General features: G+C 57.7%; 12 protein-coding genes. 8 read left to right on the top strand and 4 right to left on the bottom strand.

The genetic code is table 11. The annotated features are described in order from the left end of the window. Nucleotides 1-188: 188 nt before the first annotated feature. The 4 genes from rpoD (at nt 189) to B9Z45_RS02795 (ending at nt 7,432) form a co-directional block, all read left to right on the top strand. Complete coding sequence (gene rpoD, locus B9Z45_RS02775; protein ID WP_199221824.1) at nt 189-2,687, top strand: RNA polymerase sigma factor RpoD; 2,499 nt, start codon at nt 189-191, stop codon at nt 2,685-2,687. Between the two features lie 209 nt (nt 2,688-2,896). Then, nucleotides 2,897-3,580, top strand: a complete 684-nt coding sequence (locus B9Z45_RS02785) for a Crp/Fnr family transcriptional regulator (RefSeq protein WP_233252045.1) — start codon at nt 2,897-2,899, stop codon at nt 3,578-3,580. 26 nt (nt 3,581-3,606) lie between these two features. After that, nucleotides 3,607-4,803, top strand: coding sequence for an ABC transporter substrate-binding protein (locus tag B9Z45_RS02790; protein ID WP_233252046.1), 1,197 nt, complete (start codon nt 3,607-3,609; stop codon nt 4,801-4,803). 1 nt (nt 4,804) lies between these two features. Further along, entirely contained in the window at nt 4,805-7,432 is a 2,628-nt protein-coding gene (locus tag B9Z45_RS02795; RefSeq protein WP_108405714.1) for a bifunctional diguanylate cyclase/phosphodiesterase, read from the top strand. A 124-nt stretch (nt 7,433-7,556) separates the two neighbouring features. Here B9Z45_RS02795 and B9Z45_RS02800 read toward each other — a convergent pair whose 3' ends face one another. Together B9Z45_RS02800 and paaZ are read right to left on the bottom strand one after the other, a co-directional pair. Continuing rightward, nucleotides 7,557-7,961, bottom strand: coding sequence for a YkgJ family cysteine cluster protein (locus B9Z45_RS02800; RefSeq protein WP_108405715.1), 405 nt, complete (start codon nt 7,959-7,961; stop codon nt 7,557-7,559). A gap of 26 nt (nt 7,962-7,987) precedes the next feature. After that, complete coding sequence (paaZ, locus tag B9Z45_RS02805; protein ID WP_108405716.1) at nt 7,988-10,033, bottom strand: phenylacetic acid degradation bifunctional protein PaaZ; 2,046 nt, start codon at nt 10,031-10,033, stop codon at nt 7,988-7,990. Between the two features lie 177 nt (nt 10,034-10,210). Here paaZ and B9Z45_RS02810 point away from each other — a divergent pair, with 177 nt between their 5' ends. From B9Z45_RS02810 to maiA, 4 genes are all read left to right on the top strand, one after another. Further along, nucleotides 10,211-11,422, top strand: a complete 1,212-nt coding sequence (locus B9Z45_RS02810) for a 3-hydroxybenzoate 6-monooxygenase (protein ID WP_108405717.1) — start codon at nt 10,211-10,213, stop codon at nt 11,420-11,422. An 18-nt stretch (nt 11,423-11,440) separates the two neighbouring features. After that, complete coding sequence (locus B9Z45_RS02815) at nt 11,441-12,478, top strand: cupin domain-containing protein (protein ID WP_108405718.1); 1,038 nt, start codon at nt 11,441-11,443, stop codon at nt 12,476-12,478. A 20-nt stretch (nt 12,479-12,498) separates the two neighbouring features. Next, nucleotides 12,499-13,200 carry a fumarylacetoacetate hydrolase family protein gene (locus B9Z45_RS02820; RefSeq protein WP_108405719.1) on the top strand — a complete coding sequence of 234 codons (702 nt, stop codon included), beginning with the start codon at nt 12,499-12,501 and terminating at the stop codon, nt 13,198-13,200. A gap of 87 nt (nt 13,201-13,287) precedes the next feature. Beyond that, nucleotides 13,288-13,923 (top strand): maleylacetoacetate isomerase, encoded by a 636-nt coding sequence (maiA, locus tag B9Z45_RS02825; RefSeq protein ID WP_108405720.1) that lies wholly within the window; start codon nt 13,288-13,290, stop codon nt 13,921-13,923. A gap of 40 nt (nt 13,924-13,963) precedes the next feature. On the opposite strand, the gene B9Z45_RS02830 is transcribed toward maiA, so the two are convergent. Further along, complete coding sequence (locus tag B9Z45_RS02830; RefSeq protein WP_108405721.1) at nt 13,964-14,968, bottom strand: aldo/keto reductase; 1,005 nt, start codon at nt 14,966-14,968, stop codon at nt 13,964-13,966. Nucleotides 14,969-15,042: 74 nt separating this feature from the next. Continuing rightward, on the bottom strand, nt 15,043-18,633 hold the full coding sequence (locus tag B9Z45_RS02835; protein WP_108405722.1) for a DUF748 domain-containing protein: 3,591 nt from the start codon (nt 18,631-18,633) through the stop codon (nt 15,043-15,045). Nucleotides 18,634-18,702: the final 69 nt, after the last annotated feature.

Consider the following 18,702-nt stretch of genomic DNA (forward strand, 5'->3'; position numbering starts at 1 on the left):
CGCGACGCCCCCATGCGGGCAGGTCACCGTTCCGCAAGGACTGCACACCAAATGTTCGCCCCACATCTTGCCTTTGCAGATCTTTCACCCACATAAGGTGTTGATCCGTGTCCTACAAGCCCGCGCCGGGATGTATTTGGCGCTGACTGTGTCTGTTTCCTAGTATGTTTTGAAGTTCTGAGGTGCTCATGCCTGTTCAAAAGTCGAAGAAGCCTGCCCAGGCCCCTGCCAAATCCAAAATCGTTGCCAAAACCGCCGTTGCCAAAAAAGCCCCCGCGCCAGTCGCCAAGGCCCAAGCAACCAGCAAGGTGGCTGCCAAAGCACCCGCCAAAAAGCCCGCCCCCGTGGTGAGCCAGGCCAAAGTGCCTGCCAAACCGGCAGCCAAGGCAGTCCCCAATGCGGTCAAAGCAACAGCGCCCCGGGCGACTCCTGCCCTGCCTGTGAAGAAAGCCGCATCCGTGCCCGCCAAGAAATCTGAAGTCGTTGAGAAAAAACCCGCTGCAAAAGCCAAAGAGGCCGTTGCAGCCGTGGAAGTGAAGAAAACCGCCAAAGTGGCCAAAGCCGCCGCACCAGCACAAACCACCAAGCCTGCCGCCCCCAAGGCCACAGGCGCCAAGCGCGGCCCCAAGAAAAAAGGCAGCATTGCCGAGCCCAGCCTGGAAGATGATCTGGAGATCGAAGCCGACCTTGAAGGCGAACCGGTGGTAGAAACCGGCTCCGAGACCGCCGAAAAGGTCAAGCCCCTGCGCATGAAAATCAGCAAGGCGAAAGAACGCGCCCTGATGAAGGAATTCGGCCTGGACGAAACCGTCCTGACCGAAGCCGAGATGAAGCAGCGCCGTGACCGCCTGAAAGCCCTGATCAAACTGGGCAAAACCCGCGGCTACCTGACCAACGGGGAAATCAGCGACCACCTGCCCGACAAACTGGTCGATGCCGAAACCCTGGAAGTGGTGATCGCCACGCTGAACGACCTGGGTGTGGCGGTGTACGAGCAGACGCCCGATGCCGAGAGCATGATCATCACGGACAACGCGCCCACGGGTTCGACCGAAGAAGAGGCCGAAGAAGCCGCCGAAGCCGCTTTGTCCACCGTGGACAGCGAGTTCGGCCGCACCACCGACCCAGTACGCATGTACATGCGCGAGATGGGCACCGTTGAGCTGCTGACCCGCGAAGGCGAAATCGAGATTGCCAAGCGCATTGAAGGCGGCTTGATGGACATGATGGCCGCGATCAGTGCATCGCCCGCCACCATTGCCGAAATCTTGCGCCTGGCCAATGAAATCCGCGAAGGAAAAATCGTCATCTCCACCGTGGTGGACGGTTTTGCCAACCTGAACGAAGCCGACGACTATGTGGCCGAAGAAGATTTCGACGAATTTGACGAATCGGACGACGACGACGGCAAAGGTGGCTCCAAGGCGCTGACCAAAAAGCTCGAGGAGCTGAAAAACCAGGCCCTGGAACGCTTTGCCCGCATCACCGAATACTTTGAAAAAGTGCACAACGTGTACGACCAGGAAGGCTGGGGCTCCCCGGCTTATGTCAAAGTTCAGTCGGCCCTGTCCGAAGAACTGATGACCATTCGTTTCACCGCCAAAACCATTGAAAAATTGTGCGACATGGTGCGCGGCCAAGTCGACGATGTGCGCAAGAAAGAACGCGAACTGCGCCGCATCATTGTGGACAAATGTGGCTTTCCGCAAGAGCAGTTCATTGCCGAATTCACGGGCCGTGACAAAAACGGCAAACGCATCGAGTCGCAGTTGCTCAACCTCAAATGGATTGAGAAGCAAGCCGCCGCGGGTAAGAGCTGGAGCGCGGTCATGGGCCGCAACATTCCACCCGTGCAAGACCTGCAGCAAAAGCTGATGGACTTGCAATCGCAAGTGGTGGTGCCGCTGGATGAACTGAAAGACATCAACAAGCGCATGAACGCTGGAGAGCGCTCCTCACGCGATGCCAAAAAAGAGATGATCGAGGCCAACTTGCGCCTGGTGATCTCGATTGCCAAAAAGTACACCAACCGCGGCCTGCAGTTCCTCGACCTGATCCAGGAAGGCAACATCGGCTTGATGAAAGCCGTGGACAAGTTCGAATACCGCCGGGGCTATAAGTTCTCGACCTACGCCACTTGGTGGATCCGTCAGGCCATCACCCGCTCCATTGCGGACCAGGCCCGCACGATCCGCATTCCCGTGCACATGATCGAGACCATCAACAAGATGAACCGCATTTCGCGCCAGCACTTGCAGGAATTCGGCTTCGAGCCCGATGCCTCGATCTTGGCCGAGAAGATGGAAATCCCGGAAGACAAGATCCGCAAGATCATGAAGATCGCCAAAGAGCCGATCTCGATGGAAACGCCGATCGGTGACGACGACGACAGCCATCTGGGTGACTTCATCGAAGACAGCACGCACACCGCGCCCATCGATGCAGCCCTGCAAGCGGGTCTGCGCGATGTGGTCAAGGACATCCTGGACAGCCTGACCCCCCGCGAAGCCAAAGTGCTGCGCATGCGTTTTGGCATCGAGATGTCCACCGACCACACCTTGGAAGAAGTGGGCAAGCAGTTCGACGTGACCCGTGAACGCATCCGCCAGATCGAAGCCAAGGCGCTGCGCAAGCTCAAGCACCCCAGCCGCAGCGACAAGCTGCGCAGCTTCATCGACACGATGTAAGCCTGCTTCAGACCTTGATCAAAGGCCTCCCTTCTGCAAAGAAGGGAGGCTTTTTTCATGGCTTGAATTTTTTTAATTCATAAATACTAAATTCAATCATCGGGATTAAACCGCTCTCAAATAAAGGATTGAAAACCCACTGGATATGTTCGACAAATAACATTAGAGTGCTGAAAAATACCCAATAATAAATAGCATAAGGATAAAAAATGGCAAGTCCACGCAGCAACTGGATGATCAATCAACTGAATTATGAAAAATACGAGAAACTCCTGCCGCACTTCGTACTGAACAGTCTTGAAGTCGGTCAGTGGGTGTTCCGCCCGCACGAGATCATTCGGCATGTGTACTTTCCGGTGAGCGCCATCATCTCGATGCAAATCGACACATCGGACGGCTTCAGCGCAGACATTGTCCTGGTGGGCAAGGAGGGCATGGTCGGCAGCGGCGTCATGGGCGGCAACCAGACCTTCAGTCGCGCCCGAGTGAAGTTTTCAGGGCTTGCCTACAAATTGCCGGTGGACATTTTTCTGTCCGAACTGGGCCACGACAGCGCATTTCTCAAGATCTGGATGGCCGTCACACGCCAGATGATTTTGCAAATTGCCATGCCCACCGTCTGCAGCAGCAGACACAGCAATGAGCAGCAGGTGATTCGCTGGATCCTCAACACGCTGGACAAAACCCAAGGACAGGTCTTGCAGATCACCCACCAGGAGATGGCTGAAATTCTGGGCATTCGCAGGGAGTCGGTCACCATGACCGCCGGCAAATTGAGCCATGAGGGCTTGATCGAAATCTCACGAGGCCAACTGCATGTCCTGGATCGGCCCCAACTGGAAGCCCGAGCCTGCGAGTGCTACAAGGCCATGAACCCAGTGGCCATGCAATGAGATCCATCGTGGGTTTTGTCAACTCCTTGAAACATGCAAATCGTGCCCTGGGCCTGGCGCTGCTCGCCAGCACATGCTCATGCTACACCCACGCAAAAACCCCGGCCAACCTGCTCAACCCGCCGGTATGGATTGGCTTTGACGACGCCTACGGGCTAAAGACCAATACCTCGGCACAGGCCATCGAATGGGGCATCCAGGCGGCCATGGAAGAGATCAATACCGCAGGGGGCGTACTGAATGGCCGCCCCCTGAAACTGATCACCACCGACAACCAGGGCATCTCGGCAAGGGGCAAAGACAACTTTATTCAACTGGCTGGCACCAAGGACCTGGTTGCCGTGCTGACCGGAAAATACAGCCCGATCAGCGTCGCGATACTGCCTGAGGCCCATCGACTGAACGTGCCCCTAATCAGTGTGTGGGGCTCAGCCGACCCCATCACGGACCACGCTTACAAACCCTCCTATTCTTTTCGCGTCTCGCTCAAGGACGATTGGGGGATCGAAGCGATGATGAAGCGCCTGTCGGCCAAATACAGCGTCAGGCAAGCCTGCGCCATCTTGCCCAACAACGCATGGGGGCGATCTGCAGTCAACGTCATTCGAACAAAGTCATCCCAAAACTCGGTCCGTTTTCCGATGATTCGTTGGTACAACTGGGGCGACACCTCGTTCAAGGACCACTACCAGGCCTGCATGGATTCTCGAACCCAAGGGCTGCTTTTTGTGGGCAATGAAAAAGAAGGCGCCATCTTGATCAAGGAAATTGCCGCGCAACCCCACACCCTGCGACTGCCCGTGGTCTCGCACTGGGGTGCTGTGGGGGGCACCTTACACGAGCTGGCCAAAGATGAGTTGCCCAGGGTCAGGGTGGACTTCATTCAGACCTTCACCTTCATCAACAACAAGCGGCCCCGCGCGGTTTATTTGGCCAATTGGATTCAGAAAAAAAATGACCTCAAAAGCCCAAACGACATTCCAAGCCCCATGGGTGCAGCCCATGCCTATGACACCGTGCACCTGATCGCAAGTGCCCTTCAGATCGCACAAACCACCGCACCGCCCAAAATCAGGCATGCACTGGAAAGACTGCCAGCCTTCAATGGCGCTGTCCGGCACTACACCCCAGCATTTTCAGAAAATCGGCACGATGCGCTGGACAAATCACAAGTGCTGTTTGTCAAACTTTCGCCTTCTGGCCAATTAACACCGCAAGATTGAAATGTCTCGGTTGACATCCCTCAAAGCGCAGATTAGCCATGAAGTGTTCAAGCTTTTTGGCACTTACATCACGGGCTTCACGCTGCTGATTATTCTGCTGGCTGTTAATGGCATTAATTTTTATCACCAAGAGGAGTTCAAGCACTGCAAAGCATTGATCGCCGCCCGGCTGTCGTCAGAAATCAGCGCATCCTTCAAGCTGGCCGACGATTTGGCGCATTCCACGGAAGTATGGACCGGTCTGACCGACTCTGACGGCCGTGGCAGGTATCTCCTGCCCGTTTTGGCCAAGGCCAACCAAAATAAGCATTCAAAATTTGACTTGCTGGATTACCGCGGCAGATATTTCATCCACAGTCAAAACACCAGCAGTCTGCTTTTGGATGCTGTTGCTGGCGTCCAGAAATCCATCAAGACCCGTACAACCCAGCTTGAACTGCTGAAGCTTGAAGAGGCTGATTACCTGGCTGTCAGCGTGCCGATCACCGCTGACTTCACGGACATCGCCATCGGCTTCGTGTTGCTCCACCTGGATCTGGGCCAAGTCATGTCCACCCTGGCTTTGCCTGTTGACCTGAAAGTCAATTTCAAGCTCAGCCCCTTTACTGCCAGCCAAGCCGATGCCACTCAACACAGCGAACAATTCCAACTTAAATGGCGCGCTGCAGGCGAGGACTACACCCTCTATGTTGAACTTCAGCAAAGCTATTTGTCGGCTTTTCTGTTTTTCATGACCGGCTTGTTCATCTCCCTGACTTGTGGTGGATTGCTTTTTTTGGGACTGAAACGATGGACGCACAATTTTTCTGAAAGCACCACACTGCGACTGGAAAAACTTGTCCAACTGGCCACGGACACGGTGCAAGGCCGTAGCGGTAAATCCTTCGTTGACTCCACAGGCGATGAAATATCCAAGGTTTCAAGCGCCCTGCAAAGCATGCTGCAAAAACAATTGCTGGCAAACCAGAAGCTGGTGGTTTTCTCAAGGGTTTTTGAGACAGCTGCAGAGGCGATCCTGATCACCAACAAACAAGGCTTGGTCGTTGACGTGAATACCGCATTGACCAGCATGACCGGGTTTACAAAGGAGGAGCTGGTCAACCGCCCTGCCGGTCGCCTTTACATCAAGGATGCGTCAGGCGCCGATTTTTCGAGCATTGCCGAAGCCGTTCGCAGACAAGGCTTTTGGAGAGGTGAGAGTTTTTTTATGACAGAACAAAAAATTCAGTTTCCTGTGCAACTTGCCGTATCGGCTTTGCTCGATGCAGAGGGTAAAACCCAAGGTCACGTTTCGGTATTTTCTGATATCCGGGCCCTTCGAGAAACCGACAAAAAACTGAAGGCACTGCTCAACGAAGACCCCCTCACCCAATTGCCCAACTACAGGGCTTTTCTAGAATACATTCAGAAAAAATCCGACAGCTGCAGTTACGCCGTGATCTTCATTGATCTGGACAACTTCAAAACCATCAACGACACCTTTGGCCATGAACAAGGTGACGAGGTCCTTCGGAAAATCGCGCAGCACCTCCAATCAAGATTGCCTGCCGAGCATTTTTTATGCCGCCGATCGGGCGATGAATTCATTGTCGTCATGGATATCAACAAACCATTGCCTGAATTCAAAAGAAAGTTAAATCGTATTTTTGAACCCACCACTGTTTCGCTGCAACAGCTGGGTACCGTTCACGTCTCAGCATCCTTCAGCGTCGGTGTAGCTTTGTACCCTGAGCATTCAAAAACCATCAATGACCTCCTGGTCTTTGCAGACACAGCGCTGCTGGTCGCTAAAGAGTCTGGACGCAATCAGATCAAGTGGCTCAATGCACAAATGATGACCGCCACAATGCGTAAAACCAAGGTGAACAGTAAATTGCTCACAGCCATACGCGAAGGGAAAATTCATCCCCATTACCAGCCCGAGGTGGATTTATTGACTGGAAAAATCATCGGTTTTGAGGCCCTGGCACGTTGGCGTGACGACGAATTGGGCATTGTCAACCCCGCTGAATTTATTCCCCTGGCCGAGCAATCAGGGGCCATAGACCCCTTGACCGTGAGCATGTTCAACCAGGTGGTCAAAGACAGCCACGTTATTCGCGCCCATTTCCCGGATGCGGTGATTGCTGTGAACTCATCGCCACAGTTGTTGTCGGGCAGTCGTCTTTTTTTGATCCTTGAAACGCTGGCGACACTGTCCGAAAAAGCCCTGGATGGTTTTGTTCTGGAAATCACCGAAACAGATTTCGCCTTGAGCCCTGTGGAGCTTGCCGCTCAACTTGAGGCCATCATGGGCTTGGGCGTTCGCATTGCCATCGATGATTTTGGCAAGTCTTATTCGTCTCTTTCACGCTTGGCCAGCATGCCCATTCAGAAATTAAAAATCGACATGTCGTTCACGGCCGGACTGGCGCACCGTGAAAATGGAAAAATCATCTCAGGCATCCTGGCATTGGCAAAGTCCATGAATCTTGAAGTCACGGCAGAAGGCATAGAAACCCGTTTTCAGCGTGACACCCTGTTGGCTTTGGGATGCGAAAAAGCCCAAGGTTATTTCTATTCGAAGCCTATGAAGCTGAAGGATGTGTTGGCATTGCCAAAACATTTAGGCCAATTTGAAAACAGCTGAAATAGGTCTTTACTGCCCCTGTACATCGGCTGTTTTAAGAGAAAAAAGTCAGCGCAGGCTTTATTCAGCACACCCAACCCGCCAGGCTGCAAGGCTGCAAGGCATCACTTCGGTCAAGTGCAACTCATCTCGACTGGGCTTTGTTGCCGTAGGGGCAATGGCCAGGGCGCGGCCCGACTTGCGGGTGCAGGCGGCAGGTGTTGGGCCGGTTTTCGTAGACCGTGCAGCGGCGGGTTTTGGCGTCCAAAAACTGGCAGTCACCACTGGACCGGCGAGACAGACTGAAGATGCTGTTCTTGAAGTTGAAGTGCTCGATCAGGCCGGCCTTGGACAGACGTTTGGCAATTTGCTTGGGGTCTTCGTGCTCCGCCTCAAAGGCATCGACCAGCCCCAGCCGAACCAGATCCACCAGCTTGACCTCCACCGGCATGGTGCAGCAATTGGCCGCACAGCTGTCGCACAGCCCAGCCCGGTAACGGGTCCAGGTGTCGCAACGGTCAACATCAACAACAGCAATGGGGGATCTCATGGGTGCTGATTATCCCCGGATGCGCATCAGCCCTTTTTGGCCACCAGCGTCAAGATGTCGTAGCTGGCCACCACCTCACCGAGTTGGTTGGTCACCTCCACATCCCAGGCGACCACGCCCTGGCCCACGCCGTTGGCGTCTTTCTTGTTGCGGTCGATCTTGCGCTTGGCCGTCAGGCGGGCCTGAATGGTGTCGCCAATGCCCACGGGTTTCACAAAGCGCAGCGTGTCCAGGCCGTAGTTGGCCAGCACCGGACCGGGCGCAGGTGAGACAAACAAACCCGCTGCGGCCGACAACACAAAGTAGCCATGGGCAATGCGCTTGCCAAAGGGCGACTCTTTGGCCGCGATCTCGTCGAAGTGCATGTAGAAATAGTCACCCGACAAGCCGCCAAAGGCCACGATGTCGGCCTCACCCACCGTGCGGCGGTGCGTCAGCAGGCTTTCGCCGATTTGCAGGTCTTCAAAGTGACGACGGAAGGGGTGAACCTCGGTCTCGATCAGCTGGGCACCGCGCATGTATTCGCCGGTGATGGCGGCGATCATGGTGGGCGAGCCTTGCAAGGCGGTGCGTTGCATCAGGTGCTTGACAGCGCGCATGCCCCCCAGCTCTTCACCACCACCGGCACGACCAGGACCGCCGTGCTTGAGTTGGGGCAGCGGAGAGCCGTGACCCGTCGACTCCACCGCCGATTCACGGTCAAGAATGTGCAGACGCCCGTGCAAGGCGGCAGCGACCGGGATGATGCGCGCAGCGATTTTCGGGTCTTTGGTCACCAGCGTGCCGACCAGACTGCCCAGCCCTCTTGCGGCCAGTTGCAGCGCTTCGTCTATGCCGTCATACGGCATGAGCGTGCTGACGGGGCCAAAGGCTTCCACATCGTGCACGCTGTCGGTTTGCAAAGGCTTTTGGCACAGCAGCAGTGTGGGCTGGAAGAAGGCACCGCCTTCCACGCCCTGCCCCACCGGCTTGAAATCTGCCCCCCCACCAAACACCAGCTCGGCGCTTTGGCGCAGCAAGGCCACGCGCTCGGCCACATCGGCTTGCTGCGCGTGCGAGGCCAGCGCCCCCATCTTTACGCCCTCTACGGACGGATCGCCCACCACCACTTTGGCCAGACGGGCCTTGAGTTTTTCGGCCACAGCGTCCAGGTGCTGGCGCGGCACGATGGCGCGGCGAATCGCCGTGCACTTCTGCCCCGCCTTGACGGTCATCTCGCGCGCGACTTCTTTCACGAACAAATCAAACTCTTCGTCGTCAGGCGTCACGTCCGGGCCGAGGATGGCGCAGTTCAGCGAATCGGCTTCGGCGTTGAAGGGGATGCTGTGTTTGACCACATTGGGGTGCACGCGCAGCATGGCGGCGGTGTCGGCCGAGCCGGTGAAGGTGACCACGTCTTGGCCGTTCAGGCGGTCCAGCAAATCACCCGTGGAGCCGATCACCAGTTGCAAGGCACCGGCAGGCAGGATGCCCGATTGCTCGACCAAGCGCACCATGGCTTCGGTCAGGTAGCTGGTGGACGAAGCCGGCTTGCCGATGCAAGGCATGCCCGCCAAAAAGCTGGGCGCGAACTTTTCGAGCAGACCCCAGATGGGGAAGTTGAAGGCATTGATGTGCACCGCAATGCCGCCTCGCGGCACCAAGATGTGTGTGCCCGCAAAGCCCCCCTTCTTGCCCAGCGGAAATGCCGGGCCTTCGTGGATCAGGTTGCCGCTGGGCAACTCGTTGCTGCCCATGCCCGCATAGGCAAACAAGGTGCCTGCGCCGCCTTCGATGTCGACCCAGCTGTCGGCACGGGTCGCGCCGGTATGGGCCGAGATGGCGTACAGCGCTTCTTTGTGCTCGCCCAGGTACTTGGCCAGGGCTTTGAGGCGTGCGGCACGCTCTTGAAAATCGAGCTTGAGCAAATTGGGCAGGCCCACGCTGCGGGCGTGGTGCACAGCATCGCCAAAGTCGATGGCCTCGGCATGGGTCTGGTAAACGGTCTGGCCGTTGATGGCGCTGCGCAGGGCTTGCGCGCTTTGCTGGCCGATCCACTGGCCACCGATAAAACTTTGCAGGACTTGGGACATGGGAAGACGCTTTCTGTGAGGTTCAAACCCGGTCTACACCAATTAACCAACCGGGCGGTCGGGGAATTTTAGTCGGTTTGCACGCTCTGTGAACCCGACATGGCAAAGGGGTTTGCGAAATTGATAAGCATGCATATAATATCTCAAGATTCGTCACATTCACTTGCTGGAGATGCCATGAGCACTGCACAAAACCCCCTTCCTGTGATCGTTGCCGGCGGCGGCATTGGCGGCCTGGCTGCGGCTTTGGCGCTGGTGCGCCAGGGCTTTCGGGTCACCGTGCTGGAGCAAGCGCCCCAGATCGGCGAGATCGGTGCGGGCATCCAAATTGGACCGAATGGGTTTCATGCGTTTGACGCTTTGGGCGTCGGTGACAAAGCCCGTGGCCGCGCCGTGTACACCGATTTCATGGTCATGCACGACGCCGTCGACGAGTACCAGGTGGGCAAGATCCCCACAGATGAGAAATTCCGCCAACGCTTTGGCAACCCCTACGCCGTGATTCACCGGGCCGATGTGCATTTGTCTTTGCTCGAGGGCGCGCAAGAAACCGGGCAAGTCGAGTTCCACACCAACACCCGCGTCGTGCGCATCGAGCAAGACGAGGCCAGCGTGACCGTGTGGGACCAAAACGGCAAGGCCTTTCAGGGCTGCGCGCTGATTGGCGCCGATGGCGTGAAGTCGGTGGTGCGCGAGCAGTTTGTGGGCGACCCGGCCCGCGTGACAGGCCATGTGGTGTACCGCGCCGTGGTCGACAAAAAAGATTTCCCCGAAGACCTGCAGTGGAACGCAGCCGCCATCTGGGTCGGCCCCAACTGTCACCTGGTGCACTACCCTCTGCGCGGTGGCGAGCAATACAACGTGGTGGTGACCTTCCACAGCCGCGAGCAAGAAGAATGGGGGGTGACCGATGGCAGCAAAGAAGAAGTGCAAAGCTACTTCCAGGGCATCTGCCCCAAAGCCCGCCAGTTGATTGACCTGCCCAAGACCTGGAAGCGCTGGGCAACCGCCGACCGCGAACCGATTGGCCAATGGACTTATGGCCGCGTGAGCTTGCTGGGCGATGCCGCCCACCCCACCACGCAGTACATGGCGCAAGGCGCTTGCATGGCCATGGAAGACGCCGTCACACTGGGCGAAGCCCTGCGAACCCACCAAAACGACTGGCCCAAAGCCCTGGACATGTACCAACGTGCGCGGGTGGCCCGCACCGCCCGCATCGTGTTGTCCAGCCGCGAGATGGGACGCATTTACCACGCCAAAGGGGTTGAGCGCCTGGTGCGCAACGACCTGTGGCGCGGTCGCAGCGCAGAGCGCTTTTATGATGCGATGGAATGGCTGTATGGCTGGAACGTCGGCAACTGCCTCGACGCCGCTCAAAACACCTGATGGCACGGAGACATATTCATGAACGAACTCGGACGACTCGAAGACCTTCCCCAGGACTATGTGCAGGACCTGCGCAAGCTGAACCTGGTGCCGCTGTGGCCCAGCCTGCGCGGCGTGCTGCCGCCCAAGGTGCCCACCCGCCAGACCCAGCCCACGTGCTGGGCCTACAAGGACATCAAGCCGCTTTTGCTCAAGGCGGGCGACTTGACCCCGATTGAAAAAGCCGAGCGCCGCGTGCTGGTGCTGGCCAACCCAGGCCATGGTCTGGAAAAAATGCAGGCCTCTGCAGCCATGTACTTGGGCATGCAGTTGCTCATGCCCGGCGAATGGGCCCCCAGTCACCGCCACACGCCCAACGCAGTGCGCATGGTGGTCGAGGGCGAAGGCGCCTGGACCACGGTGGACGGCGAAAAATGCCCCATGAGCCGGGGTGATTTGATCTTGACCCCCACCGGCTTGTGGCACGAACACGGCCACGATGGCACCGACCCCGTGATCTGGCTCGATGTGCTGGACCTGCCCCTGGTCTATTACATGGAAGCCAGTTACCACATCAACGGCGATCGCCAGACCACGGTGCCCGGCCAAGGCGACAAGCAATACGCCCGTGGCGGCGTGGTGCCCTCGAGGGTGTTTGAGCGCAGCAAAAAAGCCTACCCCATGCTGCGCTACGCCTGGCAAGACACCCAAGCCGCACTGCACGCCTTGGCCTCTGACGGTGCAGCGCCAGAACAAGTGCAGGTCACCTTCATCAACCCCGAAACCGGTAGCGATGCAGAAAACATCCTTGGCTTTTACGCCCTGATGCTGCGCCCCGGTCAGACACTGCGCCTGCCTGCTCGTTCACCCGCTCAGGTGTTTCATGTCATCGAAGGCGCTGTGCAAGCGCAGATCATGGCCAGCACCTTCACCTTGGCCGAAGCCGATACCTGCTGCGCCCCCGGCTATGAGGCCGTGACACTGACCAACCTGAACACCACTGAACCGGCTTTCATCTTCATGGCCGACGAATCGCCACTGCACCGCAAACTGGGTGTGTACGAAAACCGCGGCTGATCTTCCATTTAAATTCACACATGACCACTTACCTCTTCTCCCCGCCCACCATCCAATCGCTTGCCATTCGTGGCCAAACCGAGCGCTTTCCGATTAACCGCATCTTTTGTGTGGGCCGCAACTACCACGCCCACGCGGTCGAAATGGGCAAGCCCGTCGACAAAAGCGTGGAGCAAGCTTTCTACTTCACCAAGTCGCCTCAGACCTTGGTGGAGAGTGGCGCCACAGTCGATTACCCCCCGCGCACCAGCAACTACCATTTCGAGATGGAGTTGGTGCTGGCCATTGGCAAGGCCGGCTTTCGCGTGAGCGAAGCCAACGCGCATGAACTGGTCTACGGTTACGCCTCAGGCTTGGACATGACACGCCGCGACCTGCAGTTGGTGGCGCGCGACAAAGGCCGCCCCTGGGATACGGGCAAAGACATCGAGCAAGGCTCGGTCTGCAGCGACATCGTGCCCATGCCCGGCGTGGTGATCGAAAACGGCGCCATCGCGCTCGAAGTCAATGGCGTCACCAAGCAGTCGTCCGATGTGAACAAGCTGATCTGGAACATCCGCGAAATCATTGCCGATCTGTCCACCTACTACCACCTGCAACCCGGCGACCTGATTTATACCGGCACACCGGAAGGCGTGGGCGCTGTGCTGCCCGGCGACAAGATCACTGGCCGAGTCGAAGGGGTTACCGAGATCGCACTGACCATCGGCGCTGCGGCGTAATTCCAAATCCAATAGGCGAAGAACGGGCTGCCATCACAATGCATGAATTGCCACACTTCGCCCGCCATGACATACCGTAAGAAGTCCATGAAACTCTATAACTTTTTCAGAAGTGGCACCTCACAACGCCTGCGCATCGCGCTCAACCTCAAGGGCATCTCCACAGACTACGTGGCGGTGGACTTAAGGGTCGAAGAACACCAGAAAGAAGCTTTCAAGTCGGTCAATCCGCAAATGCTGGTGCCCGCGCTTGACACCGGTGAGCAGGTGCTGGTCCAGTCACCTGCCATCCTTGAATGGCTGGAAGAAAAATACCCCACACCTGCCTTGTTGCCTGCAGATGTCGATGCACGCGCCCATGTGCGTGCGCTAGCAGCCATCGTGGGTTGCGACATCCACCCGATCAACAACCGCCGAATTCTGGAAACACTGCGAAAACAATTCGGCGCCAATGAAGCGGCCATCAACGCCTGGTGTGGCACTTGGATCAGCGCAGGTTTCGATGCCTACGAAGCCCTGATTGCTACCGACAAGAATCGGGGCACGTTCAGCTTTGGCAACACACCCACCCTGGCGGATGTGTATTTGATTCCGCAAGTGGAAAGCGCCCGCCGCTTCAAGGTGGACATGGGCCGCTGGCCGCTGATCAGCGCGGTCGACCAGGCTTGTGGTGCGCTGGAAGCCTTCCAGAAAGCCGCCCCGCTGGCACAGCCTGACGCCTGAACCAAGGCCTGAGCCAAGTGTGGCTTAGGCAAGGCGCAGGTCAGCCAAACACCTCGGTGTCCACTTCGCTGTTGGCCTGCGCGTTGTAGCGATCACCCGCCACGGTGTTCTGGTTGATGAGCGCTTCAAGGCGCGCCATCTGGCCTACATCCAGCACCACATCCACCGCCGCCAAGTCGTCCAACAGGTGATCTACCGAGGTCGTGCCCGGGATCGGGATGATGTCGTCCCCCTTGTGCAGCAGCCAGGCCAGCGCCAGTTGCGAGGGGCTGCAACCGGCCTCTTGCGCCAGCGCATGGTAGGCCGGCAACAGCTTCAGGTTGGCAGCGTAGTTCTCCGGGGCAAAGCGCGGCATGCTGCGCCGGATGTCTTTGGCGTCAAAGTGAGCGATGTCCAAGGCCGCACCACACAAAAACCCCCGCGCCACCGGACTGAAGGCCACAAAGGCAACACCCAACGCACGGCAAGCCTGCAACACAGCAATTTCGGGGTTGCGTGTCCACAGCGAATACTCGGTCTGCACCGCAGCAATCGGGTGCACCGCATGCGCCTTGCGTAAGGTGCCGGCCGAGACTTCAGACAAGCCAATCGTCTGAATCTTGCCCTGGCGCACCAGATCGCTCAATGCCCCCACGCTGTCTTCGATCGGCACCTTCTTATCCCAGCGGTGCAGGTAATACAAGTCAATCACATCGGTCTGCAGGCGACGCAAGGCGTCTTCGCAGGTTTTGCGAATTGTCTCTGGCCGGCCATCGATCACGCGCACCAGCTTGCCATCCCCCGGGTCCACGCCCTGCATGCCGCATTTGCTGGCCAGGGTGAACTTCTGCCGATGCGGTTTCATGACTTTGCCCAGCAAGCTTTCGTTGGCCCCAAAACCATACAAAGCTGCCGTATCAAACAAGGTGACGCCCTGATCAAGGGCGGTGAGCAGCACGCGTTCGGCCTGTTCTGCAGACACTGGCGCGCCATAGGCGTGGCTGAGGTTCATGCAGCCCAGCCCGATGGGGCTGACGCTGAAGGAGGCAATATTTCTGTTTTTCATGGGGCATATCTTAGACGCTCCAACCCATGCCGTCACAAGCCCGCCGCATCCGGACATGCAAAGCTGCCAGGGCTTCAGTCGGTGGAAACCACCAAAGTCACTTGCGGCAACAACGGTGATTTTTGCGCGCCATCACGTGCCGCCGAAGCCCCCACAAAAAGCTGTTCTGCCGGCACGCCCAAAGCCAGCAAGATGTCACGAACGTGTTGGGCGCGCGCTTGCGCCAACGCCCGCATGGCCGAGTCATCCACTTGAATGGCGGCCAGCAGCAAGGCCTCCATGTCGCCCTTTGGCAAGTCCTTGAGCCCGCCCAGCACATTGCGTGGTTTGGGGATAGGCGCACGCCGGTAAACCGATGCCAACAGGGCCGGATACTCCTCGGGGCTCACGTCCATCGCCAAGCTTGCATCCTGGCCATCCCGAATCAGGCGTCGGCGTTTTTCTGCCTTGACCGAGTCGCGAAGTTGTGAACGGCGCAAAGCCTCACGTTCCGAATCCGGATCGGCTTGCCCCACAACGGTCAGAAGCAATGCCGGCTTGTCGATCACCAACTTGGCCACCGCCTCGAGTTTCTGGCGCGTCGCCGCGTCCACATCGGCACTGCCGGGTGCAAAAGCCATCTGTTGCAACTGCTCAGCGCCCGAAAAAGCCCCAGCGATCAAACTGAAAGGCGCGATGATGGCCTTGCCAATCAGGCTGAGGGCCATTTTCCAGAGGATCGCGCCCACGCGAAAATCAGGGTCGCTGATGGAGCCGCTGATCGGCAAATTGACGTTGATCACGCCATGGCGGTCGGCCAACAGGGCAACGGCCAGCTTCACGGGTAAATTGGGAGCGTCCACGTTGTCCGAACGTTCGCCAAAGCGCAACTGGTTCAAAACGATTTGATGCGTTGCTTGCAATTGGGCATTCGCATCGATGCGGTAATTCACATCCGCCGAAAGCTTGCCTCGCTCAATGCCATTACCTGCGTATTTTTTGCTGTAGGGTGAAAGCTGTGGCAGCTCCAGATCACGCACTTTGCCACGCACATCCAGGGCCACAGGACGGGATAGCGGATTGATGCGTCCATCGACTTCCAAACTGGCAGAGCCCGCCACACGACCTCGCAAACTCAATGGGGCCAAGGCCACCACATGGGCATCTGCAGGCTGGTTCGACAAAGCACCCAAACTGCCCGCCAACTCGGTCACTTCGGCCGAATAGTTGGGCCGAATGTAATGGTCAGAAAATGACACACGGCCATTGACCAGCCCCGTGGGCCCCAACTCGACCCGAGGGTTTGCCGCATCCGACTTTGCCGCAGTCGCCGGGCTCAACTTGACCAGGTTTTGCAAGTTCAGATGCCCGGAGGGCGAGATGTCCACGCGCGCAAAGAAATCATTCAAGGCGGTTTCTGAAATCTTCAGGTGGTCCAGCGCACCGGCCTTCAAGCCCAGGTCAAGGCCCCTTAAATTCAAGGCTTTGATGTCGAGCAAAGCTTCACCGTCTGACTTGTTGAAGGCGCGAAAATTTTCCACAGACGCATCGCCTTGCAAATTCAAACCCAGCCCAGCAACGGGCAAGGCCAACTCCAGCCCCCCCGCGTAACTCAGGTCGGCCCTTCTCCAATCGAAATTCAACCATTCGGCCCCATAAGGGCTCAACTGGTGAACCGGAAAGCGGGCCAACTGCAAGCGCCCTTTCAATTGCAGCGGCGTCGCTTTTTCCTGACCTGCCCCCGCAGAAGGCAAACGGAAAACGCCCTCAAAACCCAGCCGGCCTGCCTCGCGCCGCTGCGATCCGGCGATCAAATCCAGCTTGACCGGGGTCATCTGCGGCCAAGTGGCCATCGGTTGCCAGGGCCCTGTGCTGAGGTTCACATCGCGAACATCCATTTGCACCCCTCCCGCCATGGCGAGGTCTTCCAGCTTGAACACACCGCCCTTGACTTGCACCTGACCCAGCTCCAGCTGCCAAGGGTCTGGCACCGTTTTTTCTTCAGCATCAGAAGGCTTGGCAAGGACCCGCCAGTCTTCGAACATCCAGCGGCCTTGTAGGTCACGCGACAGCTTCAAATCAGGCCGGTTCAACACCACACGACCCACGCGGGCCTGCCGTTTGAAAACGTCCACCTGGACTTGCTCGATGGCCAGTTCTGCCAGCGCAGCCGCTGGTTGATCAGCAGGCCCCAAAGACGCAGCGGCCAAACGAATTTGCGGCGCCTTGAGCACCAGGCTTGCAGGCTCCCCCTCCCCAGCAGCCCGCCAGTTCAAGCTCAGGTCGGCCGAAGACTGTCCTGACAAGGCCGGACGAAAAAATTCGGCCCAATAAGGCGCAGCGGTTTGAAGCGGAAAATCTTGCCACTTCAAGCGCACTTGGGCACTTTTCAGGTTGGTGCTGCCATCCCACGACAGCTTGGCCCCCTGTACGCTTGCCTTGCCCTGCACCGGCGAAGCTGTGAGGGCAGGCCAACTCAAGTTGCTGCTTTGAAAATCGATGTCGCTGAGCACCAGAACCGCGGGCATACGGGTTGCGGCATCTTGCCATCGCAGCTCACCACCAGCCACTTGAAAGTCCTTTAACTCGTAAAGAGGCACCCGCTTGACGGGGACCTGCGCAGCACTGTCATCAGGTGCAAAAACCCGTTGCAGGCGTGCCCAGTTGATCTCTCCAGCCGCATCGCGCCGAACATGAAGCACGGGCTTGTCCAAACTCAACACATCCAGCTTGAGCACCTCCTCCAGCGGCCGCCATGCATCGATCTTCACAGCCAGTTCACCGAGTTGCACCAGCGGCAGTTGTGCACTGCCATCCACCATTTCATGGAGCTTCAGGCGGGTCAAGACCACGCGGCCAGAGACCGACACTTCGGGTGCGGTTTCTTGCCGGAACGCCAGCCCGATGTCCAAATCCAGCAAACCGTCAACCACACGAACAGGCCACACCTTGGGCCAATAAGGCAAATAAGGTGAGACATCCAGTCCCTTGATCTGAAAGTGGGCTTGCGTGTGTCGGTCTTTGGCAAAGGGCGCCGTCTCGGCATCGGTGTCAAACGCAGCACCATTGAGCGTGAACGCCAGCCTAGGGTGGGTGGTCACATCCCGCTTGCCACCAATGTTGCTCAAAAACGGAATGTCCAGTCGCACATCGGCCAACGTGTGGCTGACCGACTTGGGCTCATCGAGAAACCGAGCACCGCCACCCACAATCTGGATATTGAACAAGGACAAACGGGGAAAGCCCGAGCCTGCAGAGCCTGTAGAGGTTGCTCCACGGAGCCGGTCCAGGACATCGTCGATGTCAAAACGGCCCTGCCCGCGATGTGTCAAAAGAAGATGCGGATCGCGCAGCACAATGGCGTCCGCCACGGGTGCCCAAAAAACAAGGGACTGCAGTGCCGCATTGACTTCGATTTCGCCGACCTTCAACTGCGGCTCAAGCACGGCGTCTGTATCACCGGCTTGGCCAATTCGCAGACCGCGCACCACCAAAGCCATCGACCAGGGCCTGAAAGCCACTTCATCCAGCTTGACCACGCGCCCCAGCAACTGCGTGCCTTGCTTTTCAATTTGCCAATGCGCCAAGCTTGGAACAGCTGCCCAAGCAAGCACCCACAACAACAACACACCGAGCCCGACAAACAATGCCCAGCGCTGCCAGCGCCGGAAGTGGCCCAAATTCATGATCAACTCTTGGTAAAGAACAACACGCCTTATTTTCACCCCTCAGAAGGCTTCATTTGTAACGGCGAC

This window comes from Limnohabitans sp. 2KL-17 (genome assembly GCF_003063415.1).
Taxonomy (GTDB): domain Bacteria; phylum Pseudomonadota; class Gammaproteobacteria; order Burkholderiales; family Burkholderiaceae_C; genus Limnohabitans_A.

What these genes read in the sequence shown, in the direction of transcription:
- rpoD (WP_199221824.1), top strand. Translation starts at nt 189, where the DNA reads ATGCCTGTTCAAAAGTCGAAGAAGCCTGCCCAGGCCCCTGCCAAATCC.
- B9Z45_RS02785 (WP_233252045.1), top strand. Translation starts at nt 2,897, where the DNA reads ATGGCAAGTCCACGCAGCAACTGGATGATCAATCAACTGAATTATGAA.
- B9Z45_RS02795 (WP_108405714.1), top strand. Translation starts at nt 4,805, where the DNA reads ATGTCTCGGTTGACATCCCTCAAAGCGCAGATTAGCCATGAAGTGTTC.
- B9Z45_RS02800 (WP_108405715.1), bottom strand. Translation starts at nt 7,961, where the DNA reads ATGAGATCCCCCATTGCTGTTGTTGATGTTGACCGTTGCGACACCTGG.
- paaZ (WP_108405716.1), bottom strand. Translation starts at nt 10,033, where the DNA reads ATGTCCCAAGTCCTGCAAAGTTTTATCGGTGGCCAGTGGATCGGCCAG.
- B9Z45_RS02810 (WP_108405717.1), top strand. Translation starts at nt 10,211, where the DNA reads ATGAGCACTGCACAAAACCCCCTTCCTGTGATCGTTGCCGGCGGCGGC.
- B9Z45_RS02815 (WP_108405718.1), top strand. Translation starts at nt 11,441, where the DNA reads ATGAACGAACTCGGACGACTCGAAGACCTTCCCCAGGACTATGTGCAG.
- B9Z45_RS02820 (WP_108405719.1), top strand. Translation starts at nt 12,499, where the DNA reads ATGACCACTTACCTCTTCTCCCCGCCCACCATCCAATCGCTTGCCATT.
- maiA (WP_108405720.1), top strand. Translation starts at nt 13,288, where the DNA reads ATGAAACTCTATAACTTTTTCAGAAGTGGCACCTCACAACGCCTGCGC.
- B9Z45_RS02830 (WP_108405721.1), bottom strand. Translation starts at nt 14,968, where the DNA reads ATGAAAAACAGAAATATTGCCTCCTTCAGCGTCAGCCCCATCGGGCTG.
- B9Z45_RS02835 (WP_108405722.1), bottom strand. Translation starts at nt 18,633, where the DNA reads ATGAATTTGGGCCACTTCCGGCGCTGGCAGCGCTGGGCATTGTTTGTC.